We start from the raw sequence: 24,503 nt of genomic DNA on the forward strand, positions 1-24,503 counted from the left end.
GCCGTGACAGGAGTACTCGTTCTCGCAGGCACCCCCATCGGCGACGTCTCGGACGCCCCGCCCCGGCTGCTCACCGAACTGGCCGCGGCCGACGTGATCGCGGCCGAGGACACCCGTCGGCTGCGCCGGCTCACCCAGGCCCTGGGGGTGACCCCGGCCGGGCGGGTGGTGTCCTACTTCGAGGGCAACGAGGTCGGCCGCACCCCCGAACTGGTGGAGGCGCTGCTCGGCGGCGCCCGGGTGCTGCTGGTCACCGACGCCGGCATGCCCTCCGTCTCCGACCCCGGCTACCGGCTGGTCGCCGCCGCCGTCGCCGCCGACGTCAAGGTCACCGCGGTGCCCGGGCCGTCCGCCGTGCTCACCGCGCTCGCGCTGTCCGGCCTGCCCGTCGACCGCTTCACCTTCGAGGGCTTCCTGCCCCGCAAGACCGGCGACCGGGCCCGCCAGCTCGCCTCGATCGCCGCCGAGCCGCGCACCATGGTGTTCTTCGAGGCGCCGCACCGGATCGCCGAGGCGCTCGCCGCGATGGCCGAGGCCTTCGGCGCCGACCGGCCCGCCGCCGTCTGCCGCGAGCTCACCAAGACCTACGAGGAGGTCAAGCGCGGACCGCTCGCCGAGCTGGCGGCCTGGGCGGCCGACGGCGTCAAGGGCGAGATCACCGTCGTGGTCGCCGGCGCGCCGCCGGCCGCGCCGCAGGACCTCACCCCGGCCGAACTCGCCCGGCTGGTGGCCGTCCGGGAGGAGGCGGGGGAGCGCCGCAAGGAGGCCATCGCCGCGGTGGCGGCCGAGCTGGCACTGCCCAAGCGGGAGGTGTTCGACGCGGTGGTGGCCGCGAAGAACGAGGCCAGGGGAGCGGCCGGGACCGCGGCCGGGGGCGGCGGCGGGGCCGGGAGGTAGGCGACGGACGGGCGGGGCCCCCGGGGCCGGGAGGCCCGGCCCGGGGCGCCCTGGAAAAGGGGTGAATTCCGGGGGTTGCGTGACTCCCGGGGAGTCGTACCTTTGAGTGAAGGCCCCGGTAAACGCCAGTGGAGCTGAAGATTCCGTCGTGGTTTTCGGAACGGACCAGGCCTTTCGTATAGGAGTTCCCAACCCGCGTCCAAGTCTTCACAAGCAGGGCATCGGCCGGGGTGGTCCGGGCATTTCCTGGAATGGAAAGACCCAGCCGGGCGAGCGCCCGGCGGGCGCTGGGAGACGGCTATGAGCGAGATGATCGGTAGCCCCCTCGGTGGCAACGCGCTGAGCGCCCCCGGCCTGGCCGGCAGGCCGCACACCCCCGTCGAGACCGTGCGGGAGGCGTACTCCTTCGCGTGCCTGCGGTGCGGGTACGGCTGGGAGCAGGCGTACGACATCGAGCACCACGTCGGCAAGGACGGACACCCCGTGTTCGAGTACCACGCCAACGGAGTCCGGGTGCCGTCCCCGCTGCTCAAGCCGACCTGCCCGGGCTGCGGCGGACACACCGTCCGGATCATGCGCGAGGGCAGGGTCGCCGTGGCCGACCAGTCCTGGCACCACGCCCCCGGCTACTCGGCGCACGCCGAGCCCGCCGGGGCGCCCCCGGAGCCCGCGGCCGACAAGCCGCGCGGACGCTGGGCCCGGTTCTGGTCGCGGCTGATGGGCTGACCACGGGCGCCGGGAGCGGATCCGGGGCCGCCCGCCGCACTGCTCGCGGCGGGCGGCCCCGGGCCGGACCGGCCGGGCGGCGGTCCCCGGTCCGCGGGCCGGAACGCGGTCGAAGGGTGCGGGCGGGCCCGACTAAGCTTTCCGACCATGGCGGCCACTGCAGACCACAGCACCACCGGGGCGAACGCCCCGGCGTACTACGTTTCCACCCCGATCTACTACGTCAACGATCGCCCGCACCTGGGCCACGCGTACACCACCGTGGCGGGCGACGTCCTCACCCGCTGGCACCGCCAGCGCGGCGAGAAGGTGTGGTACCTGACCGGCACCGACGAGCACGGTCAGAAGATCATGCGGACCGCCGAGGCCAACGGCGTCAGCCCCCAGGAGTGGTGCGACAAGCTGGTCGAGGAGGAGTGGAAGCCGCTCTGGGAGCACCTGGAGATCGCCAACGACGACTTCATCCGCACCACCCAGCAGCGGCACACCGACCGCGTGCAGGAGTTCGTCCAGGACCTGTACGACAAGGGCGAGATCTACAAGGGCGGCTACTCCGGCCCGTACTGCGTCGGCTGCGAGGAGTTCAAGCTCCCCGCCGAACTGCTCGACGGCGCCACCGCGGACGAGAAGCTCTGCTCCGTCCACAAGCGCCCGGTCGAGTGGCTGGAGGAGGAGAACTACTTCTTCCGCCTCTCCGCGTACGGTCCGAAGCTGCTGGAGTTCTACGCCGCCAACCCGGACTTCATCCAGCCGGCCTCGGCCCGCAACGAGGTGCTGCGCTTCGTCGAGCAGGACCTGAAGGACCTGTCGATCTCCCGCTCCACCTTCAACTGGGGCGTCCCGCTGCCGTGGGACGAGAAGCACGTCCTCTACGTGTGGGTCGACGCGCTGCAGAACTACATCACCGCGGCCGGCTACGGCAGCGACCCGGAGCGCTTCGCCGAGCTGTGGCCCGCCTCCGTGCACCTCGTCGGCAAGGACATCCTCCGCTTCCACGCCGTCATCTGGCCCGCCATGCTGATGGCCGCCGGGCTGCCGCTGCCCAAGCGGGTCGTCGCCAACGGCTGGCTGATGGTCGGCGGCGAGAAGATGTCCAAGTCCAACCTGACCGGCATCTCGCCCACCGACCTCACCTCGCACTTCGGCGTGGACGCCTACCGCTACTACTTCCTGCGGGCGATCCCGTTCGGCACCGACGGCTCGTTCTCCTGGGAGGACTTCACCGCCCGGTACACCTCCGAGCTCGCCAACGACTTCGGCAACCTGGCCTCCCGGGTCGCCGCGATGGTCGGCAAGTACTTCGACGGGAAGCTGCCGGCCGCCACCGCCGCGGGCGAGGCCGAGCAGGCCGTCGCCCAGGGCCTGGCCACGGCCGTCGCCGCCGCAGACCGGAAGATCGGCGAGGAGCTGGACTTCGCCGGCGGCCTCGCGGCGATCTTCGAGTTCGTCAAGCAGGTCAACGGCTACCTCACCGAGCAGGCGCCCTGGAAGGTCGCCAAGGACGACTCCGAGGAGGGCCGGGCCCGCCTCGCGACCATCCTCTACACCGCCGCCGAGTCGCTGCGCGGCACCGCCGTCCTGCTCAACCCGGTGATGCCGTCCACCGCCGAGAAGCTGTGGGCCTCGCTGGGCGCCGCCGACGCGGGCCTCGGCGCGCTCGCGGCGCAGACCGTCGCCACCGCGGCGGACTGGGGCCGGCTGCCCGTCGGCGCCACCGTCACCAAGGGCGACATCCTGTTCCCGCGCCTCGAAGAGAAGCCCGCCTCCTGATGGCCCCCAAGGACGACCGCGCCACGCCGCCGCCCCTGCCGCAACCCCTGGCGGTGGCGGTGGCCGACTCGCACACCCACCTCGACATGCAGTCCGGCACGCCGGCCGAAGGGCTGGCCCGGGCGGCCTCCGTCGGGGTCACCACGGTCGTCCAGGTGGGCTGCGACGTGCCCGGCTCGCGCTGGGCCGCCGAGCTGGCGGCCCAGTTCGAGCAGGTGCACGCCGCCGTCGCGCTGCACCCCAACGAGGCGCCGAGGATCTTCCTCGGCGACCCCGACGGCTGGTCCGGGCAGCAGCGCCCCGCCGGCGGCGCCGCCGCCCTCGACGAGGCCCTCGCCGAGATCGACCGGCTCGCGGCCCTCCCGCAGGTCCGCGCCGTCGGCGAGACCGGCCTCGACTACTTCCGCACCGGGCCCGAGGGCGTGGAGATCCAGAAGGAGTCGTTCCGCCGCCACATCGAGATGGCCAAGCGGCACGACAAGGCCCTCGTCATCCACGACCGCGACGCCCACGAGGACGTCATCGCCGTCCTGCTCGCCGAGGGCGCGCCCGAGCGGACCGTCTTCCACTGCTACTCCGGCGACGCCGCGATGGCCGAGGTCTGCGCCGAACACGGCTGGTACCTGTCCTTCGCCGGCCCGGTCACCTTCAAGGCCAACCAGCCGCTGCGCGACGCCCTCGCCGCCACCCCCCTCGACCGGATCCTGGTCGAGACCGACGCGCCCTTCCTCACCCCGCACCCCTACCGCGGCCGCCCCAACGCCCCGTACCTCATCCCGGTCACGGTGCGGTCCATGGCCGCGACACTGGGCCTGCACGAGGACGAACTGGCGACCGCCATCGCCGCCAACACGGCCCGGGCGTTCGGCTACTGAGCCGGCCGCCCGGCCGCCGGGTCCGTCCGGCGCGTCCGGGCGGCCCGCCCCGCGCCCGTATCCTTGGCGCGTGAGCACCACCGACCCCACCCCTGACAGCCACCTGCTGGGCGCCGCCGACATCCGCGAGCTGGCCGCCGCCTTCGGCGTCAAGCCGACCAAGCAGCGCGGGCAGAACTTCGTCATCGACGGCAACACCGTGCGGCGGATCGTCCGGGCCGGCGGGGTGACCGAGGAGGACGCGGTCGTCGAGGTCGGGCCCGGACTCGGCTCGCTGACCCTGGCGCTGCTGGAGGTCGCCCGGCACGTGACCGCGGTCGAGATCGACCCGGTGCTCGCCCGGCACCTCCCCGACACCGTCGCCGCCCGGATGCCCGGCAAGGCCGACGCCTTCGACCTGGTGTTCAGCGACGCCATGGAGGTCACCGAGCTCCCCGGACCGGCGCCCACCGCGCTGGTCGCCAACCTGCCGTACAACGTGGCCGTGCCCGTCCTGCTGCACATGCTGGCGACCTTCCCCAGCATCGAGCGCACGCTGGTCATGGTGCAGAGCGAGGTCGCCGACCGGCTCGCCGCCAAGCCCGGCAACAAGGTGTACGGCGTCCCGTCGGTCAAGGCCAACTGGTACGCCGACGTGAAGCGGGCCGGCGCCATCGGGCGCAACGTGTTCTGGCCCGCCCCCAACGTCGACTCCGGGCTCGTCTCGCTCATCCGCCGGGAGCCGCCGAGGACCACCGCCAGCCGCCGGGAGGTGTTCGCCGTCGTCGACGCCGCGTTCGCCCAGCGGCGCAAGACCCTGCGCGCCGCGCTGTCCGGCTGGGCCGGCTCCGCCGCCGGGGCAGAGCAGGCCCTCACGGCCGCCGGGATCGACCCCAAGCTGCGCGGCGAGATGCTGACGGTCGAGCAGTTCGCCGCCATCGCCGAACACAAGCCGAAGGCGGACACCGAGTGATCACCGTACGCGTCCCGGCCAAGGTCAACGTCCAGCTCGGGGTGGGCGGACTGCGCACCGACGGCTTCCACGAGCTGGCCAACGTCTTCTTCGCGGTCGCCCTCGGCGACGAGGTCACCGCCACCCCGGGGGACGGCGTCACGCTGACCTGCTCCGGGCCCGACGCGCACGCCGTCCCGCTCGACGACAGCAACCTCGCCGCCCGCGCCGCCCGGCTGCTCGCCGCCCACCACGGCATCGCCGACCCCGGCGTGCACCTGCACATCGCCAAGGCCATCCCGGTCGCCGGCGGCATGGCCGGGGGCAGCGCCGACGGCGCCGCCGCACTGGTCGCCTGCGACGCGCTCTGGCAGCTCGACACCCCGCTCGACACGCTCCTGGAGCTCGCCGCCGAACTCGGCTCCGACGTGCCGTTCGCCCTGCTCGGCGGCGTCGCGCTGGGTCGCGGCCGCGGCGAGATCCTGCAGCCGCTCGCCGTCGACGGCACCTTCCACTGGGTCTTCGCGGTCGCCGACGGCGGCCTGTCGACGCCCGCCGTCTTCCGCGAGTGCGACCGGCTCCGCGAGGAGGCCGGGACCGGCTCCAGCGACACCGACGTCCCGGTGCCCGAGGCCGACCCGGCCCTGCTCGCCGCCCTCGCCGGCGGCGACGCCGTCGCCCTGGCCGCCGCGCTCGCCAACGACCTCCAGCCCGCCGCCGTCTCGCTGCGGCCCGGGCTCGCCGACACCCTGAAGGCCGGCACCGAGGCCGGGGCCATCGGCGCCCTCGTCTCCGGCTCCGGGCCGACCTGCGCGTTCCTCGTCAAGGACGCCGACGCGGCCGCCGCCGTCGCGGAGGCGCTGCGGGCCTCCGGCACCTGCCGCACCGCCCACGCCACGTACGGGCCGGTGCCGGGCGCGGCGCCGGTGGCGTAGGGGCGGCGGACCGGTGGACCGGTGGGGGCCGGGGGCCGGGGCTGTCGGCGGGTCCGGGTAGGGCCGGGGCTGTAGGCGGGGTTCGTGCCGGGTCCGGGTGGGGCCGGGGCGGGTTCGTGCCGGGTCCGGGACCGCCCCCGGGAGCAGCCCGACGTGGACCCGCGGGCGCGCCCATTAGGCTGGGGAGATCGGGGCGTCCCCGACAGGGGCACCCGGCCACGAACGGCGGACCGCCCCGACCCCGCCGAACCCAGGAGCGCAGCACACGTGGCCGTCAACCTCGCCACCATCGAGTCCGTCACGAAGGTCTACGGCACCCGGGCCCTTCTCGACGGGGTCAGCCTCGGCGTCAGCGAGGGAGACCGGATCGGCGTCGTCGGACGCAACGGGGACGGCAAGACCACCCTGATCCGGATGCTCGCCAAGCTGGAGGAGCCCGACAGCGGCCGCATCACCCACTCCGGCGGACTCCAGCTGGCCGTCCTCACGCAGCACGACTCGCTCGACCCGAAGGCCACCATCCGGCACGAGGTCATCGCCGACCGGGCCGACCACGAGTGGCTCGGCGACGCCCGCATCCGCGACATCATCGAGGGCCTCTTCGGCGGCCTCGACCTGCCCGGCTTCGCCGACGGCCTGGACACCGTCATCGGCCCGCTCTCCGGCGGCGAGCGCCGCCGGATCGCCCTCGCCAAGCTGCTCCTCGGCTCGCCCGACCTGATCGTCCTCGACGAGCCCACCAACCACCTCGACGTCGAGGGCATCAACTGGCTCGCCCAGCACCTCCAGAAGCGCCGCTCCGGGCTCGTCTGCGTCACCCACGACCGCTGGTTCCTCGACCAGGTCTGCACCCGCATGTGGGACGTCCAGCACGGCACCGTCCACGAGTACGAGGGCGGCTACTCCGACTACGTTTTCGCCCGCGCCGAGCGCTCCCGCATCGAGGCCGTCGAGGAGCAGAAGCGCCAGAACCTCGCCCGCAAGGAGCTCGCCTGGCTGCGCCGCGGCGCCCCCGCCCGCACCTCCAAGCCGCGCTACCGCATCGAGGCCGCCAACGCCCTGATCGCCGACGTCCCCGAGCCGCGCGACAAGTCCGAGCTGATGAAGTTCGCCAACGCCCGGCTGGGCCGCACCGTCTTCGAGCTCGAGGGCGTCACGGTGAAGGCCGGCCCCAAGCTGCTGCTGGAGAACCTCACCTGGCAGCTCGGCCCCGGCGACCGGATCGGCCTGCTCGGTGTCAACGGCGCCGGCAAGACCTCGCTGCTGCGCGCCCTGCGCGACGCCTACGCCTCCGAGGGCGACGTCCAGCCCGACTCCGGCGTGATCAAGGTCGGCAAGACCGTCCGGCTCGCCTACCTCTCGCAGGAGGTCGTCGAACTGGACCCGGCCACCCGGGTGCTCCAGGCCGTCGAGCAGGTCCGCTCGCGCGTCGACCTCGGCAAGGGCCGCGAGATGAGTGCCGGTCAGCTCTGCGAGCAGTTCGGCTTCGGCAAGGACAAGCAGTGGACGCCCGTCGGCGACCTCTCCGGCGGTGAGCGGCGCCGGCTCCAGCTGCTGCGCCTGCTCATGGACGAGCCCAACGTGCTGTTCCTCGACGAGCCGACCAACGACCTCGACATCGAGACCCTCAACCAGCTGGAGGACCTCCTCGACGGCTGGCCCGGCTCGATGATCGTCATCAGCCACGACCGCTTCTTCATCGAGCGCACCACGGACGTCACCCACGCGCTGCTCGGCGACAAGAGGATGCGGATGCTGCCCAACGGCGTCGACGAGTACCTCGAGCGGCGCGCCCGGATGGCCGAGGCCGCGGCCGCCGCGGCTGCGGCCGCCGTCCCCGCCCCCGTCGAGGCCGCCGCGCCCGGCCTCTCCGGCGGCGACCTGCGGGCCGCGAAGAAGGAGATGCAGAAGCTGGAGCGGCAGATCGCCAAGCTGGACGAGAAGGAGTCCAAGCTGCACGCCCAACTCGCCGAGCACGCCGCCGACTTCTCCAAGGTGGCCGAACTGGACGGGCAGCTGCGCGCCGTCCGGGACGAGAAGGAGGAGCTGGAGATGACCTGGCTGGAGCTGGCCGAGCAGGTCTGACCTTCCGGGTTGGGGTGCCCGGGCCGGGGCCCGTCCGGTGCCCGGCTCAGGCGCCCAGCAGGACCTCCAGCTCGTCCGCCGCACGGCCCAGCGCACTGCGCGCCGGGTCGTGCGGCCGCGTCGGGCGGGGCGCCGCACCCGTCGGCGGGCGGTGCGCCCGGGCGGCCGCGGTCAGCTCGTCCAGTGCCCGGCGGACCCGGGCCACCTCCACCGGATCCGGCACCCGGCCGCCGTAACGGATCTGCGCCGCGAACGCCGCCACCGCCCCGCCCAGCCGCTCCAGCGCCGCCGTCGCCGGCAGCCACCGTTCCGCCAGCCGCCCGGTCGGCGGCGGCTCGACCAGCCCCTGCCGCACCTCCTGCCGGGCGTCCGCCAGCGCCCGGTACGCCCGGCGACGCAGCCACACCTCGGCCCGGCCGGCGTCCCCCGTCACCGCGTCCAGATAGGCCCGCAGCGCGGCCGCCGCGTCCACCAGGCGGGGCTCGATCCGGTGCCGCGGCCGATCCGGCCACAACAGGCAGCCGAAGAGCAGCACCACCGCGCTGGCCAGCACCGTGTCCAGCACCCGCGGCCAGAACTCCGCCGCACTGCTCTGCCCGCCCAACTGCAGCAGGACCAGCGCCATCGGCGTCATCGCGACGGTGTTCAAGCCGTAGTGCGCCGCCGTCGCGTACGGCAGCAGCGCCACGCACGCCGCCGCGATCACCGTCAGCGCCCACGCGTCCGTGGTCAGCGACACCACGGCCGCCGTCACCACCACCCCCAGCACGGTGCCGACGGCGCGGCTCACCGCACGCAGGAACACCGACCCGAGATCCGGCTTCAACACGAACGCGATCGTCATCGGCAGCCAGTAGCTCTTGCTCAGCGGATAGCTGGCCGTCACCGCCGAACCCACCGCGATGCACAACGCCACCCGCAGCCCGTACCGCACCGAACCGCGCGACAGCAGCCGCACCCGCAGCCGCCACGGGTCGGCCGGCGGCGCCGGCGCCGTGCCGACCGCCGCGTCCCGGCCCGCCACCGCCCCGGCCGCCGCGCGCAGCGCCGCGTCCAGGGCCTGCCGGGACGGCGTGTCCGGCCGCCAGTCCGGCACGGCCACCTCGCCGCCGCCCCGCCGGACCGCCTCCGCCAGCAGCCCCGGCACCGCGGCCACCTCCGGCGGCACCGGCCGCCACGCCCACAACAGGCCCGTCGCCGCCTCCGTCGCGGCCAGCGCCGCCTCGTACGTCCGGCGCAGTCCGGCCGCGCGCGGGCTCCCGCCGGTACGCGGGTTCCCGCCGGCATGCGGGCTTCCACCGGCATGCGGGAGCAGGTCCTGCAGCTGGTTCAGGCGGGCCGTCAGCACCTGGCGCGAGCCCGCGCCCTGCGGCGTCCCCAGATCGGCGAGCGTACGGCCCAGCGCCTCGTACACGGCGGCCAGCGCCCGAACGCGCGGATCGGCCGCCGGGCGGCGCGGCACACCCGTCGGCAGCCCCAGCACCAGCACGAACCCGGCCCCCGCCAGCATCATCGGCGCCGCCGCCCACCAGGGGTGCGGCAGCGGCATGCCGCTGCCCAGCGCCGCCGACACCAGCAGCAGCATCCCCGCGGCCGAACCGCGCGGACCGGTCGCGCTCAGCGCACCCGAGACGAACGCCGTCACCGTCAGCGCCGCGCCCAGCCCCACCGCCGGGACACCCGCGTGCTGCACGGCGGTGCCGACCAGCATGCCCAGCGCCGACGCCGACACGGCGGAGGCGATCCGGGACAGCCGAAGCCCGGCCGGCTCGACCCGGTCGTTCATCGTCGCGTGCATCGCGCCCAGGGCGGCGAACACCCCGAGGTCCAGTCGGTGCGTCAGCAGACCCACGGTCAGCGGCAGCAGCATGCCGATCGCGCCCCGCACCATCAGGGCCAGCGGCAACGGCGGGCGGGACGGTCGCGCGGCGCGGGCCCACCAGGGCTCGTCCGGGGGCAGGGGCATGCGGTCACGTCCGTTCTGCGGCCGGGGGTCGCTGCTGTGCGACATTGCGCGGCAGATGGGGCGTTACCCGGTCCAACCGGGCAGCGCCAGTCTATCCGGGGGCCCGCGCGCCCGGCCGCCGGGCCGCACGTGTCAGGTTCGTACCGATCGCGCACGCGCCCACCAAGGGCCCTGCCGGGCCGACAGGGGCGGTGGCTACGATTGCGGAGGCGGAATCCGTCCCCAGGGCGGACGGGATCCGACCAGGACTGTACGACCGAGAAGTTGACGGCGTGTTGCGGCACGGCGGCCCGGGAGTTACCCGGACCGGCGTCCGTACGGGGGAAGAGGTGAACTGCCATGGCAGGAGAGGTTCCACCGGGACCGGGAACCAAGCCGGATCCGGCCACGACGGTCGATCCGTACACGTTGAGCAACGTGTGGGTCGGCCCCACGGTGAGCTCCGGGCAGACGTACAGCAGTGCCGGCGACCTGGTGTCCGCGTTCGGCAAGCAGGACGTCAAGGTCGAACTGGACACGCTCGTCACGTTCGCGAACAAGGTGGAGGCGCTGCTCCAGGCCATGGACGGCTCGGCGGCGGCGCCCTACAAGCTCCAGGAACAGACGCTGACCGGCGGCAACTTCGCGAGCTCGGAGTTCGCCGAGGCGACCGCCCTGACGTCCGCCTACGACAAGGTGCACACCCAGCTCGTCAAGCTGCACAAGGACTTCGTGTCGCAGATCGACGCCATGAAGACCGCGGTGTCGCAGACGGCGGGCAACTACGCGACCAACGAGGACGACACCACGGCCGCCCAGAAGGCTGTCGCGAAGAACGCGGGCGTCGCCACGCCGGCGGCCGGCCCGAACGGGCCGGCGCCGAACAGGGCCAGCGGCAACTTCTGATGGCGGTCGTCCACGGCGTTCACGGGGAAACGGGGAGAAGGTAGTGGCAGGCGGAACGAATTTCGAACTCATCGACCACGCGCAGCTCAGGAAGATGGTCGACAGCACCGACCCCTCCAAGGTGCTGAGCCGCGGCACGATGCTGCAGTCGGCCGCCCGCGTCCTGCGGGACCTCAGCAGCGCGCTCAAGTCGCACGCCGAGAACATCCACTGGGAAGGCCCGGCCGCCGAGAACTTCAAGACCTGGGTCGGCAACCTGCAGCAGTCCGCCGGGCTGCTCAGCGACTACTCCAAGTCCGCCGGTGACGCCATGCACCAGGCGGGCGAGGCGCTCAGCACCGCCAAGGCGGCGGTGCCGGGCGTGCCGGACCACGACGTCAAGACGGTCAGCGCACGGACGGGACAGGGGAGTCCGACCCAGGCGGCGCTCAACATCGCCGCCCTCAGGAGCCCGGACCCCACCACCGCGACCGTCGACGCGGCCATGAAGAGCGTCAACAAGAACTGGGTGAGCGAGGCCGACGCCCAGGCCGCCGCCCAGCGCGTCTACCTGGCGCACCAGGAAGCCATCCACCAGATGGAGAAGCTGGGCCAGGCGTACGACGCGGCGACCCAGACGCTGACCGGGCTCAAGGACGTGGTGCTGCCGGGGACGCCGGAGGCCACCAACCAGAACAGCTCCTCGGCCGTTTCCCGTGATGACGGGAGCGGCTCGGGCTATGGCGGCTCCGTCACGACCAGTCGTCGATCCGGTGGTGGCGGCACTGTCCGCAGCAGCTCCAGCCCGACCGGTGGCGACTACGGCGGAGGCACGGTGGCCCCCCACCCGCCGGGTTCGGGCTCGGGTTCGGGAGGGTCGGGGACACCGGGACACGTCGATCCGATCCCGCCGTCCGGTGGCGGGCACGTGCCGCCTCCCGCGCACGACCCGGGTTCCACGACGCCGCCCACGGTGCCGTCGGGCCCGATCGACCGGACGGGCACCGGTCTGGACAGTCTGCCGCCGGCTCCCACCCTGCCGGGTCAGACCGGTCCGGTGAGCCCGGTCGGAGGTGGCAGCCTGCCTCCGGACGTCCTGCGGGGCACCACGGGGTACCCGGGTGGACCGGGCGGCGGAACGGCCGGATACCCCAGCTTCCCCGGGGGCGGTCCGGTCCCCGGGTTCCCCGTCGGAAGCGGGGGCGGCTCGATTCCGGGCAGGAGCGGGGGTTCGATCCCCGGCCGTGGCGGGGGTTCGATCCCCGGCACGAGCGGCGGTTCGGTCCCGGGGCGCACCGTGCCCTTCGGCGGTGGCACAGTGCCGGGGAAGTCCGGCACCCCTGGTCTGCCCAGTGGGACGGTCTTCGGCGCCCGTGAGGCCCAGGCGGGCCGGGGCGGGACGGCCGGCGGCACGGGCGGGATGGGTGGCATGCACCCGGGCATGGGCGGTCACGGCGGTGGTGGCGGAGCGGCTGGCGGTTCGCGCGGCCGGGGTCTCACCTCGACCGGTGGCGGGACGGTCGGCGGCCGCAAGGGGCCGACCCCCGGAGGCGAGTTCACGCCGGGTGGTACGGGCCTGCGTCGGGCGGCCGCAGCAGGGGCCGCCGAGGGCGAGGCCCGGGCCGGCCAGAACGGCATGATGGCGCCGGGCTCGTCCGGCCATGCGGGCAAGAGCGGGCGCGACCGCCGCAAGCGGGCCGACTACCTCCTCGAGGACGAGGAGACCTGGACCAGCGGTACGCCGCAGAGCAACCCGAACGTGGTTGAGTAGGACGTCTTGACTGCCCGGCCACGGGGATCTCCCCGTGGCCGGGCAGTCCTGTCCCGGGGTTCTCGCCCTACGGAGACGACGAGGAGTTGTGATGGGGCGGACGAACGCGCGAGTGCGTTGGCGGGTTATTGCTGCAACGTTTCTGGCAGCGGGAGTTGTGCTTGGTCCGGTAGCAGCGCCAGCGACGGCAGACGGTTCTATCCGAGAGCGGCAGTGGCACCTGGACGCCATGCACGCTCCGGAGATGTGGAAGGTTTCCAAGGGACAGGGCGTCACTGTCGCGGTGATCGACGGTGGATTCAAGCTGGACCATCCGGACCTGGTGGGGCAGTTTCTGCCTGGTAGGGACTTCAGCGGTAGTCCTGGTGGAGTGGGCTCATACGCCGACGGGCATGGCACCGAGATGGCCAGCCTGATCGCGGGTACCGGAAACAGTGTTGGGGGAACCGGAGCCTACGGTTTGGCGCCGGGCGCCAAGATCCTCCCGCTCAAAATCAACAACGGTTCGGTCGGAGCGGCCACCTCGACCGAATTCCTCGATGAGATCGGGAAGGCCGTGAGCTTCGCGGTCGATCAAGGCGCGAAGGTCATCAGCATTTCTCAGGGGATGGCCGCAGCGAGGACGTCACCCGCCGACGTGGACCGGCTGAACGGTATCCTCGCGGCCGCTCGGGCCAAGGGCGCGCTGGTGGTTGCCAGCGTTGGGAACGAGGCGCAGTCCGGAAACCCGGTTTCCTACCCGGGAGGATTGCCCAACGTTGTCGGCGTGGGCGCCGTCGACCATGATGCCGCCGCGACGGCGGAGTCGGAACAGGGGCCGCAGGTCATCCTTTCCGCGCCCGGAATGGACATGTTCGCTGCTTGCGTGGCTGACACCGGCTACTGCAAGAGCCACGGGACATCGGATGCGGCCGCCCTGGTCTCCGCGTCGGCGGCTCTGGTCTGGTCGGTGCACAAGGACTGGACGGCGAATCAGGTTCTGCGGGTGCTGATCAATACGGCGGGCAAGCCGACTGACGGGTCGGTGCACAGTGTCGACGTCGGTTACGGCACGGTGCGTCCGCGGATCGCGCTGACGGACCCCGGGGACCCGGGTCCGGCGGACGTGTCCCCGGTCCCGGCTGCGACCGCCGCGCCGTCGGCCGCACCGACTCCCTCGGTGACTCCGTCCGCCACGGCCCCGGGGGCGTCCGCTTCGGCTGCCGCCCCGAGCGCGGGCAACGCGCCTGCGGCGGCGCCCACTCCGGTGCCCACGTCGGAGCCGAAGGCCGTGGACGCGTCGGGTGGCTCCGGAAGCACGCTGCCGGTCGTGGCCGCCGTGGTGGCCGGGCTGGTGCTGGTGGCCGGTGTGGTGTTCGTCGTGGTGCGGCGGCGTAGGGCGGCCGCCGGGTCGGACGGGGGCCGGTAGGGCCTGAGGGGTGGGGTGGTCCGTCCGGTCGTCGGGGGTGGTGCGGCGGCCGGGCGGTGGTGTTTCCGCGGGGGCGGGCGTGGTGTGAGCCGGGGTGGCGTGCGGTGCCGGGGTGTGCGCCGTGGTCACTCGGGTGGGGGCTGGTGGGTGGGGGTGGTGGCTGGTGAGGGTGGTGGTATGGATGCGGAGGACGGCGGGCGGGCAGGGCAGTTGCGGCGGGCGGCGGCTGCGGCGCTGATCGGGACGGCGATCGAGTTCTACGACTTCTTCCTTTACGGAACGGCCGCGGCGCTCGTCTTCGGGCCGGTGTTCTTTCCAGGACTGGGCGGGGTGGGGGCGCTGTTGGCGGCGTTCTCGGTGTACGCGGTGGCCTTCCTGGCACGACCGCTGGGGGCGGTGGTGTTCGGGCACTTCGGGGACCGGGTGGGCCGGCGGGCGACGTTGGTGGTGTCGCTGCTGCTGATGGGGTTGTCGACGGCGCTGGTGGGCCTGTTGCCGGGTTTCGGGTCGTGGGGCTGGTGGGCGCCGGTGGCGCTGGTGCTGTTGCGGGTGTGCCAGGGCGTGGGGCTGGGCGGGGAGTGGGGCGGGGCGGCGCTGCTGATCGCGGAGAACGCGCCGGCGGGGCGGCGGGGGCGGTTCGGGGCGTTCCTGCAGTTGGGGCCGACGGTCGGGTTCGTGTTGGCGAACGGGGTGTTCCTGGCGCTCCAACTGGCCCTGGACGAGCGGGCGTTCCGAGCGTGGGGCTGGCGGCTGCCGTTCCTGGCGTCGCTGGGGCTGGTGGCGGTGGGGCTGTTCGTGCGGTTGCGGCTGGAGGAGACGCCGCTGTTCCGGGCGGACGAGCCGCGGGAGCGGGCGCCGGTGGCGGAGGTGGTGCGCGGTCACTGGCGCACGGTGGTGCTGGGGGCGGGGGCGATCACGGTGGGCTACGCGCTGTTCTACCTGACGACGACGTACGCCCTGGCGTACGCGGCGACCGGGTTGGGGGTGGCGAGCACGGTGGTGCTGTCGATGTTGCTGGTGGGCGCGGTGGGGATGGGTGCGACGGTGTGGGTGAGCGCCTCGCGCAGTGACGGGTGGGGCCAGCGGCGGACGCTGTGCTGGGCGACGGCCCTGGCGGCGGGGTGGTCGCTGCTGCTGTTCCCGCTGGTGGAGACGGTTCGCCGGCCGCTGATGTTCGTGGCGCTGGCGGGGGCGCTGGTGGTGCTGGGGTGTCTGATGGGGCCGGTCGCGGCGTTCCTGCCGGAGCTGTTCCCGACGCGGGTGCGGTACACGGGCGCGGCGCTGACGTACAACCTGGGCGGCGTGGTGGGCGGTGCGACGACGCCGCTGGTGGCGACGAGGCTGACCGAGGCGTACGGGACGGCGCAGCCGGTCGGCTGGTACCTGGCGGGGCTGGCCGCGGTGGCGCTGGGGTGTCTGCGGCTGCTGCCGGAGACGGGTGGTGTGGAACTCGGGGCGGTGGACGGCGGACGCCGCCGGGTGCCCGTCCTGGGGACGGACCCGGCGGCGTAGGCCGTACGGCGGGGCGGTCGGCCGGTCGGCCGGCCCCGAGAGAGGTCGCCCCCGAGGGAGGTCGCCCCCCGAGGGAGGTCGCCCCACGCGGAGATCACCCCGAGGCGGAGGTCACCCCACGCGGAGGTCGTCGTTCCACGCGGCAGGTCAGGCGGCCAGGGCGGCGCGACCGGCGAGGACGACGGCGGTGTGCTTGGCGACGCGCTCACCGAGGTGCTCGGCGGTGGCGATGTCGGCCTTGTGCACGGCCTCCGGGCCGGCGTCGGAGGGGGTCGAGGCGGCGGCGCCGTTGAAGAAGCCGAGGCGGTTGAGGTCGTTCTCGCTGGCGGTGGTGGCGTTCCAGCCGGGCTTGAGGCCCAGGTTGACCCAGTTCATGCCGTGCTGGGCGGCGAGGGTCTGGAAGAAGAACAGGGTGCCGGCCTTGTCGCCGCTCTTGGAGGCCGAGTTGGTGAAGCCCGCGGAGACCTTGTCCCGCCAGGCGTCGGAGAACCAGCGCTTGCTGCTGGCCTCGGCGAAGACGTGGAACGCGCCGGAGGCGGTGCCCATGTAGGTGGGGGATCCGAAGACGATCGCGTCCGCGGCGTCGAGCTGGGCCCACTGCTCGTCGGTGATGGTGTCGACGGCGATCGTGACGACCTCGGCGCCGCCGGCGGCCGCGCCGCGGGCGACGGCTTCGGCGATGACGGCGGTGTGGCCGTAGCCGGAGTGGTAGGCGAGGGCGACGGTCGGGCGGATGGCGGTCATGCGGGCACTCCTGTGGGAAGGCGGAACGGGGGGACGGAACGGGTGCGGGCGGGCCCGGCGCCGCGGGAGGGCGTGACCGGGTACGGGCCGGGGGCGGGTGTGCGCCCCGTGGCCCGGTCCGTCTTTCGGTCTCCAATATAGACCAAGTCTCCATTGGTTACCAAGGGTGGATTGGAGACCGCGGCGCTACCCTGGACCACATGACGACGGAGGAAGCGGTCCGGGCAGCGGCCAGCGCGGAGCAGGGCCAGGCGCGGGGCGACGGGCGAGGGCCGGAGGAGGAGCGGGCGCAGCCGCAGGGGCAGGAGCTCGACGTCTTCGCCCAGCTCTGTCCCAGCCGAGGGATGTTCGCGGAGCTGGCCGACAAGTGGTCGATGCTGATCCTGATGAGCCTCTCCGCCTGCGGGCCGCAGCGCTTCTCGGAGCTCCAGCGCGGGATCGGCGGGGTCAGCCGCAAGATGCTCACCCAGTCGCTGCGCACCCTGGAGCGCAGTGGCCTGGTGCGCCGCACGGTCTTCCCGGAGACGCCGCCGCGGGTGGTCTACGACCTGCTGCCGCTCGGCCGCGAGCTCGCCGAGCTGCTGGCCCCGATCGGCCGGTGGACGGAGCGGCGCACCGGGCGGATGCTCGAGGCCCGCGAGGAGTTCGACCTCGGGCACGCCGACTCCTGACCCCGCCGCCCGATCCCGATCCCGATCCCGATCCCGGTCCGTCCCGTCGGCGGCGTCCGGCGCTCGGCGCTCGGCATTCGGCGTCCGGCGTCCGGCGTCGGTGCGCGCACCGAGGCCCGGCCGCGAGCGTCCGGGGAGGCCTCCACGCCCACCCGGAGCGGTGGTTCGCGGCGGTCCGTGGAGCGTCCGTGGGGCGTCCGCGGGGCGGGTGGCGTTGTCCCGGACGGCCGCGCAGGGCCGATTTCCCTTTCCGGTCGCCAGCCGTGTAATGTCTTCCTTGTTCGACCGGCCCGGTGAAAACCCGGCAAGCCCCTATAGCTCAGTCGGTAGAGCGTCTCCATGGTAAGGAGAAGGTCTGCGGTTCGATTCCGCATGGGGGCTCCACTGAAAGACCCTCGCCTGACGGCGGGGGTCTTTCGCGTTCCCCGGGCCCGCCGCACCCGCGACGCGCCGTGGCCTAGCGGGTCGGGTACGGAATGCGCTGTGATGGTGCGTCATCGGCCGCCCGCCGGAGGGGTGCGGGCGCGAGCCGGTCCCTGACCGGGAGGGCGTCATGGGCGTTCGACTCGTGGTGGTCGACGACCACCGGCTGCTGGCCGAGGCGCTGGCGACGGCACTCTCGTTGCGCGGGCACCGGGTGCTCGCGGTCGGCTGCCCGGCCGGTGTCGCTGCCGATCTGGTGGCCGGGCGGCGGCCGGAGGTGTGCCTGCTGGGCGTGGCCTCGCCCGGCGAGCCGGGTGCCTTCGACGGGCTGCGGCGGATCCGCCGGGAGCGCCCGGAGGTGGCCGTGATCGTGCTCGGGCCGGTGGGTGAACTGCGCGGCGTGGCGGGCGCGTTCGCGGCCGGGGCGGCGGGCTACGTGCCCAGTGACGAGCGCATCGAGGTGGTCGAGCGGGCGATCGGCCGGGCCCGGGCGGGCGAGGCCGCGGTGGCCGTGGACGTGCTGCGCGGGGCCTTCGACCAACTGCTGCGGCCGGCCGCCGAACCGGACGACGAGGCGGTGCGGCTGCTGCGCCTGCTGACCCGCCGTGAGGTGCAGGTGCTGGCGCGGATCGCGGACGGCGAGGACACCGCGGCGATCGCCGCCGGGATGCGGATCGCCGCGAGCACCGCCCGGACGCACGTCCAGCGGGTGCTGATGAAGCTCGGTGCGCGGACCAGGCTGGAGGCGGCCGCGGTGGCGGCCCGCACCGGGCTGCTGGAGCGGATGGCGGCGGGCTGAGCCGACGGCCGTGGCGGCCGGACCGGGTCGCACAGGGTCGACGAGAGGCCGGCTCCGGGGGCGGTGCGGGGGCGGCGCAGGCGCGGCACCGGGGCCGTGTCGGCATCGGCGGGGGAGCGGCCGGCGGGCCGTCGGGAGCGGGCCGGCCCGCGTGGTCCGGAGCACCCCCGGCGGGCAGGGAGAATAGCCCCAGTCGTACGCACGTCATCGATGGCCGCCGCCGATCGCGCGGGGCCATCGCCCGCTGGAGGTCTCATCATGAGTAAGTACCTGGTCACGGGTGGCGCCGGATACGTCGGCAGCGTGGTGGCCGCCCACCTGCTGGAGGCGGGGCACCAGGTGACCGTCCTGGACGACCTCTCCACCGGTTTCCGCGAGGGCGTCCCGGCCGGTGCCGAGTTCGTCGAGGGTCGGATCCAGGACGCCGGCAAGGTGCTGGACGGCTCCTTCGACGGGGTGCTGCACTTCGCCGCCTCCTCGCAGGTGGGCGAGTCGGTCGTGGACCCGGAGAAGTACTGGCGCAACAACGTCGCCGGTTCGCTGGAGCTGGTCACCGCGATGCGCGAGGCGGGTGTGCGCAAGCTGGTGTTCTCCTCCACCGCCGCCGTCTACGGCGAGCCGGAGGTCGTGCCGATCGCCGAGACCGCCCGGACCTCGCCGACCAACACCTACGGCGCCACCAAGCTCGCCATGGACCACATGATCACCAGCGAGGCCGTCGCGCACGGCCTGGCCGCCGTCTCGCTGCGCTACTTCAACGTGGCCGGCGCGTACGGCGCCTACGGCGAGCGGCACGACCCCGAGTCGCACCTGATCCCGCTGGTCTTCCAGGCGGCGCTCGGTCAGCGCCCGCACATCGCGGTGTACGGCGACGACTACCCGACCCCGGACGGCACCTGCATCCGCGACTACATCCACGTCGCGGACCTGGCCGACGCGCACCTGCTCGCGCTGGACGCCGCCAAGCCGGGCGAGCACCTGATCTGCAACCTGGGCAACGGCAGCGGCTTCTCGGTGCGCGAGGTGATCGAGTCGGTCAAGCGCGTCACCGGCCGCGAGATCCCGGTGCAGGTGGCCGCCCGCCGGGCCGGCGACCCGGCGGTGCTGGTGGCCTCGGCCGCCCGCGCCCACGAGGCCCTGGGCTGGACGCCGCGGCGCCCGAACCTGGACGACATCGTCTCGGACGCCTGGACGTTCACCCTGGCGAAGAACGGCCAGTAGGCCGGAGCCCGGCCGCGCGGCGCCGTTCCCGGACGTTCCGGGGGCGGCGCCGCGGTGCGTCCGGGGACGTCGCGGCCTCCTGCGGCCGCGCCCCCGGCGTGTGCGGTGCGCTGCGCGCCGCGCACGCACCTCCTGACGAAACTTCACCGAACCGCCACGAGGGGGATTCCCGGCCCGTACGCTGAATGCGGTACCGGTGGGGGCCGGCGCCCTTTTCGGCTGCACCGGTCACCGGTGGGCGGGCGGAGCGAGGACCCGGAGCGCGGGCGCCGGACCGGTCCCCGCCCCCGGGCTCGGCCGGTCTGAGCAGGGGGGTAGGGACGATGGGGCGGATCCGCGTCCTGGTGGTCGACGACCACCGGATCTTCGCCGAGGCACTGGCCGCGGCGCTCGCCGCCGAGCCCGACGTGGAGGTGGGGGCCGCCGGCAGTGCGGCGGCCGCCGAGCGGGCGCTGGAGCGCGCCGCCGCCGAGGGGCGGGCCTTCGAGGTGGTGCTGATCGACGCCGACCTGGGCAGCGACGGGGCGGCGTCCGGTGTCCGACGGCGCCCCGGACCGGACCCGGCCGAGGCGGCCCGGCGCCGGCCGGCCCCGGTCGTCCCGCCGTCACGCCGCCCGGCCACGCCGCCGGTGGACCTGCTGCGCCCGGACGCCCGCGGCCGGGATCCGCGGGGAACGGACCTGCGGGGAACGGACCTGCGCGGGGCGGAGGTGCGTGCGCTCGACGCCCACCGCGGGGACCAGCTCCGGTCCGCCGCCCCGCCGCCCGACGGCATCACCCTGCTGGCCCGGCTGCGCCGCGCGCACCCCGGCCTGCGCGCCGTGGTGCTCGCCGTCGCGGACGACCCGCACCGGGCCGCCCGGGCCCTGCACGCGGGCGCCACCGGCTGGGTGGCCAAGGAGAGTTCGCTGGCCCGGCTGCTCGCGGTGGTACGTGGGGTGCTGCGGGACGAGACCCACCTGCCGCCCGCGCTGCTGACCGGGGTGATCCGGGAGCTGACCACCGCCCGGCGCGACCGCACCGAGAGCGAGCGGCTGGTGGACACCCTCACCCCGCGGGAGAAGCAGATCCTGCGCTGCATGGTCGCCGGTCTGGGCCGGCAGGCCGTCGCCGAGCGGCTCTACCTGTCGCCGCACACCGTCCGGACCCACATGCAGAACGTACTGGGCAAGCTCGGGGTGCACTCCACGCTGGCCGCGGTGGCGGTGGCCCGCCGGGCGGGGGTGAGCCCCGCGGAGCCGGCTGCGCCCGCGCCGCCGTCGGTGGCGTCCTCGGTGGACCGGCCCTGAGGCCCGGGCGACGGGTGACGGGTGACGGACGACGGGCGAACGGCGACGGGCGACCGGCATCAGCGCAGGGGGCGTGGGGGCGGCCCCGGGGGTCGGGCTAGCCCGGGATGTTGTCGAACGGTGCGACCAGCTGCCGCAGTAGGGCCGCGAGTTCGCCCTGCTGGCCGGAGGTGAGCTGGGCGAGGAGTTCGCGCTCGTGCGCGAGGAGTCCGGCGAGCGCCTGGTCGGCGCGGTCGCGGCCGTCGTCGGTGAGGCGGACCAGGACGCCGCGCCGGTCGTCCGGGTCGGGCAGGCGCTTGACCAGGCCCTTGCCGGTGAGGCGGTCGATCCGGTTGGTCATGGTGCCGGAGGTGACCAGGGTCTGGGTGAGCAGTTGGCCGGGGGAGAGCTGGTAGGGGGATCCGGCGCGCCGCAGGGCGGTCAGGACGTCGAACTCCCAGGGCTCCAGCCCGTGCTCGGCGAAGGCGGTGCGGCGGGCGCGGTCGAGGTGGCGGGCGAGCCGGCTGACCCGGCTGAGCACCTCCAGCGGCTCCACGTCGAGGTCGGGGCGCTCCCGGCGCCACGCTGCGACCAGCCTGTCGACCTCGTCCTCCATGACGATCAGTGTATCGGTGGATGTGTCGATGTGAAGTCTCTTGACATCGAGAAATGTGCCGACACACTGGCTCCGAGATATCTTGATGTCGAGATACCTGCGAGGTGAACCATGACCACCCCCGTCTGGGACCCGGCGCAGTACCTGCGCTTCGCCGACGAACGCACCCGCCCGCTGCGCGACCTGCTCGCCCGCGTCCCCGCCCTCCCGAACCATGACGACCCTGTCGTCCTGGACATCGGCTGCGGACCCGGCAACTCCACCGCCGTCCTGCGCGAACGCTGGCCGCACGCCCGGCTCACCGGCCTGGACAGCTCCGCCGAGATGCTGGCCGCCGCCCGCGCCGACGGTGAACCCACCGCCGACTACCTGCTCGCCGACGCCCGCCACTACGACCCGGCCCCGGCCGCACCCGACCTGATCGTCTCCAACGCCACCCTGCAGTGGATCGACGGACACCTCGGGCTGGTCGGCCGCTGGGCCGCCGCCCTGTGCCCCGGCGGCGCCGTCGCGCTGCAGGTCCCCGGCAACTTCGACGCCCCCAGTCACACGCTGCTCGCCGAGCTCCGCCGCAGCCCCCGCTGGCAGGACGCCCTCGGCGACGGGGCCGTCCGGGCCGGGGTCCACCCGCCCGGGCGGTACCTGGACGCCCTCGCCGCCGCCGACTGCCTCCCGGACGTCTGGGAGACCACCTACCTGACCCTGCTGCCCGGACCGGACCCCGTCCTCGACTGGGTCAAGGGCAGCGCCCTGCGCCCCGTGCTCTCCGTGCTCACCGACCCGGCCCGCCGGGCCGCCTTCCTGGCCGAGTACGGGGCGCTGCTGCGCGAGGCCTATCCGGCCGGACCGCACGGCACCGTCTTCCCGTTCCGGCGGATCTTCGCGGTCGGGGTGCGGCGCTGAGGGGGCGGCGCTGAGGGGGCGGCGCCGAGCACCGGGACGCCGGCGCCGACGGCCGGGCGGCGAAGGGCTCGGCCCTTCCGGCCCCGGTCCTTCCGGGCTCAGCCCTTGCGGTCGCCGACCAGCTTGGGGTGCCGCTCCAGCCCCTCCAGCCCGTGCCAGGCCAGGTTCACCAGGTGGGCCGCCACCTGCGCCTTGTCCGGCTTGCGGACCTCCAGCCACCACTGCCCGGTCAGCGCCACCATGCCGACCAGCATCTGCGAGTACATCGGGGCCAGCCGGGCGTCGAAGCCGCGGGACTTGAACTCCAGGCCGAGGATGTCCTCCACCTGGGTCGCGATGTCGCTGATCAGCGAGGCGAAGGTGCCGGTGGACTGGGCGACCGGGGAGTCCCGGACCAGGATCCGGAAGCCGTCCGTCGAGGTGTCGATGTAGTCCATCAGCGCGAAGGCGGCCTGTTCCAGCAGCTCGCGGGAGTGCCCGCCGGTCAGCGCCCCGGTCACCATGTCGAGCAGCAGCTGCATCTCGCGGTCGACCACCACCGCGTACAGCCCCTCCTTGCCGCCGAAGTGCTCGTAGACCACCGGCTTCGACACCCCGGCCCGCTCGGCGATCTCCTCCACCGAGGTGCCGTCGTAGCCGCGCTCCGCGAACACCGTCCGGCCGATCTCCAGCAGCTGTTCCCGGCGCTGCTTCCCGGTCATCCGGACGCGCGCGCCGCGGCGGCGCGGGGCGGGCGCGCCCCCCTGGGCGCCCTCGCCCGCCGGTGCAGCGGGCCGCGGACGGGCCGGCGCCGCGTCCGTCCGCGTGCTCTGGTGGCCGCCTGTGCTGTCTGCGCTGCTCCCGTTCACCCCTACATCATGCTGGAAGCGTGGCCTCATGCGGCGCGGCGGGCGGCGATCCGCTGCGCGTCCGGCCAGCGGACGTCGCGGACCCAGCCGGCCAGCTCGAACCACCGGATCAGCCGGGCCGAGGAGTCGATCTGCCCACGCAGGACGCCGTGCCGGGCCGAGGTCGGGTCCGCGTGGTGCAGGTTGTGCCAGGACTCGCCGCAGGAGAGCACGGCCAGCCACCAGACGTTGCCCGAGCGGTCCCGCGAGCGGAACGGGCGCCGCCCGACGGCGTGGCAGATCGAGTTGATCGACCAGGTGACGTGGTGCAGCAGCGCCACCCGGACCAGCGACCCCCAGAAGAAGGCGGACAGCGCACCCGACCAGGAGAGCGTCACCAGGCCGCCGACCAGCGCGGGCAGCAGCAGCGAGATCGTGGTCCAGAGCCAGAACAGCCGGGAGATCCGCCTTATGGCCGGGTCGCGGACGAGGTCCGGCGCGTACTTGAGCTGCGGGGTCTGCTCCTCGTCGAACATCCAGCCCATGTGCGCCCACCAGAGGCCCTTGAGCAGGGCCGGGACGCTCTCGCCGTAGCGCCACGGCGAGTGCGGGTCGCCGTCCTTGTCGCTGTACCGGTGGTGCTTGCGGTGGTCGGCCACCCAGCGCACCAGCGGGCCCTCGACCGCCAGGCTGCCGGCGACGGCGAGGGCGAGCCGCACCGCGCGGTTGGCCTTGAAGGCGCCGTGGGTGAAGTAGCGGTGGTAACCCACGGTGATGCCGTGGCAGGTGAGGAAGTACATGACGACGGTGATCGCCGCGTCGGTCCACCCCAGGCCCCGGCCCCAGGCCACCGGGACGGCGGCCAGCAGTGCGGCGAACGGCAGGGCGATGAACAGGCCGAGCGCCAGGCGCTCGGCGAAGCCCTGCTTCTCCCCGCCGCGGGTGGCGGACAGTCGGGTGGCGGAGGCTCCGGAGGTGTCGGCGGCGTCGGGCGAATCGGCGGAGTGGGGGGGAAGCGCGGCGGCCCCCGCGCGCGCCTCGCCGGCCTGGATGGTCATGGGCGTCCCTTTGCGGCGTCCCTGAACGGGAGAGGAGCGGATCCTACGTTCGCGTAACCTACGGCATCGTAGGTTGCGCGCCGCGGCGAAGGGAACGCACCGCCGCACGGCGCTTGAGTGAATTCACCCGACTGGATGGATGAACCGTCACGCCCGGGGCGTTCGAGCGGCCCTGCCGGAGGGGCCGGATCCGGGCTTGCGGATCGGGGCAGTTGATACCCACGGCCGGGGCG

The 24,503-nt window shown here is 74.0% G+C and carries 21 protein-coding genes and 1 tRNA gene; 17 read left to right on the forward strand and 5 right to left on the reverse strand.

Annotation, left to right across the window (positions count from 1 at the left end):
• Window positions 1-3 precede the first annotated feature (3 nt).
• The 7 genes from rsmI to ACFYUY_RS15805 all read left to right on the forward strand — a co-directional run bounded on the left by rsmI (window position 4) and on the right by ACFYUY_RS15805 (window position 8,219).
• Window positions 4-897 carry a 16S rRNA (cytidine(1402)-2'-O)-methyltransferase gene (rsmI, locus tag ACFYUY_RS15775; protein ID WP_360213603.1) on the forward strand — a complete coding sequence of 298 codons (894 nt, stop codon included), beginning with the start codon at window positions 4-6 and terminating at the stop codon, window positions 895-897.
• Window positions 898-1,197: 300 nt separating this feature from the next.
• The gene (locus tag ACFYUY_RS15780; protein WP_387900977.1) at window positions 1,198-1,623 is read left to right on the forward strand and encodes a hypothetical protein; all 426 of its coding nucleotides are present in this window, start codon (window positions 1,198-1,200) and stop codon (window positions 1,621-1,623) included.
• 147 nt (window positions 1,624-1,770) lie between these two features.
• Window positions 1,771-3,393, forward strand: a complete 1,623-nt coding sequence (gene metG / locus ACFYUY_RS15785; RefSeq protein WP_360213607.1) for a methionine--tRNA ligase — start codon at window positions 1,771-1,773, stop codon at window positions 3,391-3,393.
• Window positions 3,393-4,268 (forward strand): TatD family hydrolase, encoded by an 876-nt coding sequence (locus ACFYUY_RS15790; protein ID WP_387900980.1) that lies wholly within the window; start codon window positions 3,393-3,395, stop codon window positions 4,266-4,268. The genes metG and ACFYUY_RS15790 overlap by 1 nt, the downstream gene beginning before the upstream one ends.
• Window positions 4,269-4,338: 70 nt before the next feature.
• On the forward strand, window positions 4,339-5,220 hold the full coding sequence (gene rsmA, locus ACFYUY_RS15795; RefSeq protein WP_360213611.1) for a 16S rRNA (adenine(1518)-N(6)/adenine(1519)-N(6))-dimethyltransferase RsmA: 882 nt from the start codon (window positions 4,339-4,341) through the stop codon (window positions 5,218-5,220).
• Entirely contained in the window at window positions 5,217-6,134 is a 918-nt protein-coding gene (locus ACFYUY_RS15800; protein WP_360213613.1) for a 4-(cytidine 5'-diphospho)-2-C-methyl-D-erythritol kinase, read from the forward strand. The genes rsmA and ACFYUY_RS15800 overlap by 4 nt, the downstream gene beginning before the upstream one ends.
• 267 nt (window positions 6,135-6,401) lie before the next feature.
• Window positions 6,402-8,219, forward strand: coding sequence for an ABC-F family ATP-binding cassette domain-containing protein (locus ACFYUY_RS15805; protein ID WP_360213615.1), 1,818 nt, complete (start codon window positions 6,402-6,404; stop codon window positions 8,217-8,219).
• Between the two features lie 46 nt (window positions 8,220-8,265).
• On the opposite strand, the gene ACFYUY_RS15810 is transcribed toward ACFYUY_RS15805, so the two are convergent.
• Complete coding sequence (locus ACFYUY_RS15810) at window positions 8,266-10,185, reverse strand: FUSC family protein (protein ID WP_387900984.1); 1,920 nt, start codon at window positions 10,183-10,185, stop codon at window positions 8,266-8,268.
• A gap of 408 nt (window positions 10,186-10,593) precedes the next feature.
• Here ACFYUY_RS15810 and ACFYUY_RS15815 point away from each other — a divergent pair, with 408 nt between their 5' ends.
• From ACFYUY_RS15815 to ACFYUY_RS15830, 4 genes are all read left to right on the forward strand, one after another.
• The gene (locus ACFYUY_RS15815) at window positions 10,594-11,070 is read left to right on the forward strand and encodes a hypothetical protein (protein WP_387900987.1); all 477 of its coding nucleotides are present in this window, start codon (window positions 10,594-10,596) and stop codon (window positions 11,068-11,070) included.
• 43 nt (window positions 11,071-11,113) lie between these two features.
• On the forward strand, window positions 11,114-12,820 hold the full coding sequence (locus ACFYUY_RS15820) for a WXG100 family type VII secretion target (RefSeq protein ID WP_387900989.1): 1,707 nt from the start codon (window positions 11,114-11,116) through the stop codon (window positions 12,818-12,820).
• A gap of 244 nt (window positions 12,821-13,064) precedes the next feature.
• Entirely contained in the window at window positions 13,065-14,228 is a 1,164-nt protein-coding gene (locus ACFYUY_RS15825) for a S8 family serine peptidase (RefSeq protein ID WP_387900990.1), read from the forward strand.
• A gap of 177 nt (window positions 14,229-14,405) precedes the next feature.
• Complete coding sequence (locus ACFYUY_RS15830; protein WP_387900993.1) at window positions 14,406-15,740, forward strand: MFS transporter; 1,335 nt, start codon at window positions 14,406-14,408, stop codon at window positions 15,738-15,740.
• A gap of 147 nt (window positions 15,741-15,887) precedes the next feature.
• Here the strand turns inward: ACFYUY_RS15830 and ACFYUY_RS15835 are convergent, their stop codons facing one another.
• The gene (locus tag ACFYUY_RS15835) at window positions 15,888-16,484 is read right to left on the reverse strand and encodes a flavodoxin family protein (protein WP_360222346.1); all 597 of its coding nucleotides are present in this window, start codon (window positions 16,482-16,484) and stop codon (window positions 15,888-15,890) included.
• A gap of 200 nt (window positions 16,485-16,684) precedes the next feature.
• Between ACFYUY_RS15835 and ACFYUY_RS15840 the strand changes: the two genes are divergently transcribed.
• The 5 genes from ACFYUY_RS15840 to ACFYUY_RS15860 all read left to right on the forward strand — a co-directional run bounded on the left by ACFYUY_RS15840 (window position 16,685) and on the right by ACFYUY_RS15860 (window position 20,887).
• Window positions 16,685-17,155 (forward strand): winged helix-turn-helix transcriptional regulator, encoded by a 471-nt coding sequence (locus ACFYUY_RS15840; protein ID WP_387900996.1) that lies wholly within the window; start codon window positions 16,685-16,687, stop codon window positions 17,153-17,155.
• Between the two features lie 308 nt (window positions 17,156-17,463).
• Window positions 17,464-17,539: transfer RNA gene (locus ACFYUY_RS15845), tRNA-Thr, on the forward strand.
• 169 nt (window positions 17,540-17,708) lie between these two features.
• Window positions 17,709-18,377 carry a LuxR C-terminal-related transcriptional regulator gene (locus tag ACFYUY_RS15850; protein WP_387900998.1) on the forward strand — a complete coding sequence of 223 codons (669 nt, stop codon included), beginning with the start codon at window positions 17,709-17,711 and terminating at the stop codon, window positions 18,375-18,377.
• Between the two features lie 258 nt (window positions 18,378-18,635).
• On the forward strand, window positions 18,636-19,598 hold the full coding sequence (gene galE, locus ACFYUY_RS15855; protein WP_360222354.1) for a UDP-glucose 4-epimerase GalE: 963 nt from the start codon (window positions 18,636-18,638) through the stop codon (window positions 19,596-19,598).
• Between the two features lie 323 nt (window positions 19,599-19,921).
• Entirely contained in the window at window positions 19,922-20,887 is a 966-nt protein-coding gene (locus ACFYUY_RS15860) for a LuxR C-terminal-related transcriptional regulator (protein ID WP_387901001.1), read from the forward strand.
• A gap of 97 nt (window positions 20,888-20,984) precedes the next feature.
• Here the strand turns inward: ACFYUY_RS15860 and ACFYUY_RS15865 are convergent, their stop codons facing one another.
• Window positions 20,985-21,482 carry a MarR family transcriptional regulator gene (locus ACFYUY_RS15865; RefSeq protein ID WP_360222360.1) on the reverse strand — a complete coding sequence of 166 codons (498 nt, stop codon included), beginning with the start codon at window positions 21,480-21,482 and terminating at the stop codon, window positions 20,985-20,987.
• Between the two features lie 111 nt (window positions 21,483-21,593).
• Here ACFYUY_RS15865 and ACFYUY_RS15870 point away from each other — a divergent pair, with 111 nt between their 5' ends.
• On the forward strand, window positions 21,594-22,385 hold the full coding sequence (locus tag ACFYUY_RS15870) for a methyltransferase domain-containing protein (RefSeq protein ID WP_360222363.1): 792 nt from the start codon (window positions 21,594-21,596) through the stop codon (window positions 22,383-22,385).
• A 98-nt stretch (window positions 22,386-22,483) separates the two neighbouring features.
• Here ACFYUY_RS15870 and ACFYUY_RS15875 read toward each other — a convergent pair whose 3' ends face one another.
• On the reverse strand, window positions 22,484-23,086 hold the full coding sequence (locus ACFYUY_RS15875; RefSeq protein WP_280678407.1) for a TetR/AcrR family transcriptional regulator: 603 nt from the start codon (window positions 23,084-23,086) through the stop codon (window positions 22,484-22,486).
• 173 nt (window positions 23,087-23,259) lie between these two features.
• Window positions 23,260-24,270, reverse strand: a complete 1,011-nt coding sequence (locus tag ACFYUY_RS15880) for a fatty acid desaturase (protein WP_360222366.1) — start codon at window positions 24,268-24,270, stop codon at window positions 23,260-23,262.
• Window positions 24,271-24,503: the final 233 nt, after the last annotated feature.

The sequence above is a fragment of the Kitasatospora sp. NPDC004745 genome, assembly GCF_042873275.1.
Taxonomy (GTDB): domain Bacteria; phylum Actinomycetota; class Actinomycetes; order Streptomycetales; family Streptomycetaceae; genus Kitasatospora.

Bases quoted from the DNA above. Each gene is read 5' to 3' on its own strand.
- ACFYUY_RS15865 (WP_360222360.1), bottom strand. From the start codon at position 21,482: ATGGAGGACGAGGTCGACAGGCTGGTCGCAGCGTGGCGCCGGGAGCGC.
- ACFYUY_RS15810 (WP_387900984.1), bottom strand. From the start codon at position 10,185: ATGCCCCTGCCCCCGGACGAGCCCTGGTGGGCCCGCGCCGCGCGACCG.
- ACFYUY_RS15835 (WP_360222346.1), bottom strand. From the start codon at position 16,484: ATGACCGCCATCCGCCCGACCGTCGCCCTCGCCTACCACTCCGGCTAC.
- ACFYUY_RS15825 (WP_387900990.1), top strand. From the start codon at position 13,065: ATGTGGAAGGTTTCCAAGGGACAGGGCGTCACTGTCGCGGTGATCGAC.
- metG (WP_360213607.1), top strand. From the start codon at position 1,771: ATGGCGGCCACTGCAGACCACAGCACCACCGGGGCGAACGCCCCGGCG.
- ACFYUY_RS15830 (WP_387900993.1), top strand. From the start codon at position 14,406: ATGGATGCGGAGGACGGCGGGCGGGCAGGGCAGTTGCGGCGGGCGGCG.
- ACFYUY_RS15840 (WP_387900996.1), top strand. From the start codon at position 16,685: ATGACGACGGAGGAAGCGGTCCGGGCAGCGGCCAGCGCGGAGCAGGGC.
- galE (WP_360222354.1), top strand. From the start codon at position 18,636: ATGAGTAAGTACCTGGTCACGGGTGGCGCCGGATACGTCGGCAGCGTG.
- ACFYUY_RS15850 (WP_387900998.1), top strand. From the start codon at position 17,709: ATGGGCGTTCGACTCGTGGTGGTCGACGACCACCGGCTGCTGGCCGAG.
- ACFYUY_RS15875 (WP_280678407.1), bottom strand. From the start codon at position 23,086: ATGACCGGGAAGCAGCGCCGGGAACAGCTGCTGGAGATCGGCCGGACG.
- ACFYUY_RS15780 (WP_387900977.1), top strand. From the start codon at position 1,198: ATGAGCGAGATGATCGGTAGCCCCCTCGGTGGCAACGCGCTGAGCGCC.
- ACFYUY_RS15880 (WP_360222366.1), bottom strand. From the start codon at position 24,270: ATGACCATCCAGGCCGGCGAGGCGCGCGCGGGGGCCGCCGCGCTTCCC.
- ACFYUY_RS15790 (WP_387900980.1), top strand. From the start codon at position 3,393: ATGGCCCCCAAGGACGACCGCGCCACGCCGCCGCCCCTGCCGCAACCC.
- ACFYUY_RS15870 (WP_360222363.1), top strand. From the start codon at position 21,594: ATGACCACCCCCGTCTGGGACCCGGCGCAGTACCTGCGCTTCGCCGAC.
- ACFYUY_RS15860 (WP_387901001.1), top strand. From the start codon at position 19,922: ATGGGGCGGATCCGCGTCCTGGTGGTCGACGACCACCGGATCTTCGCC.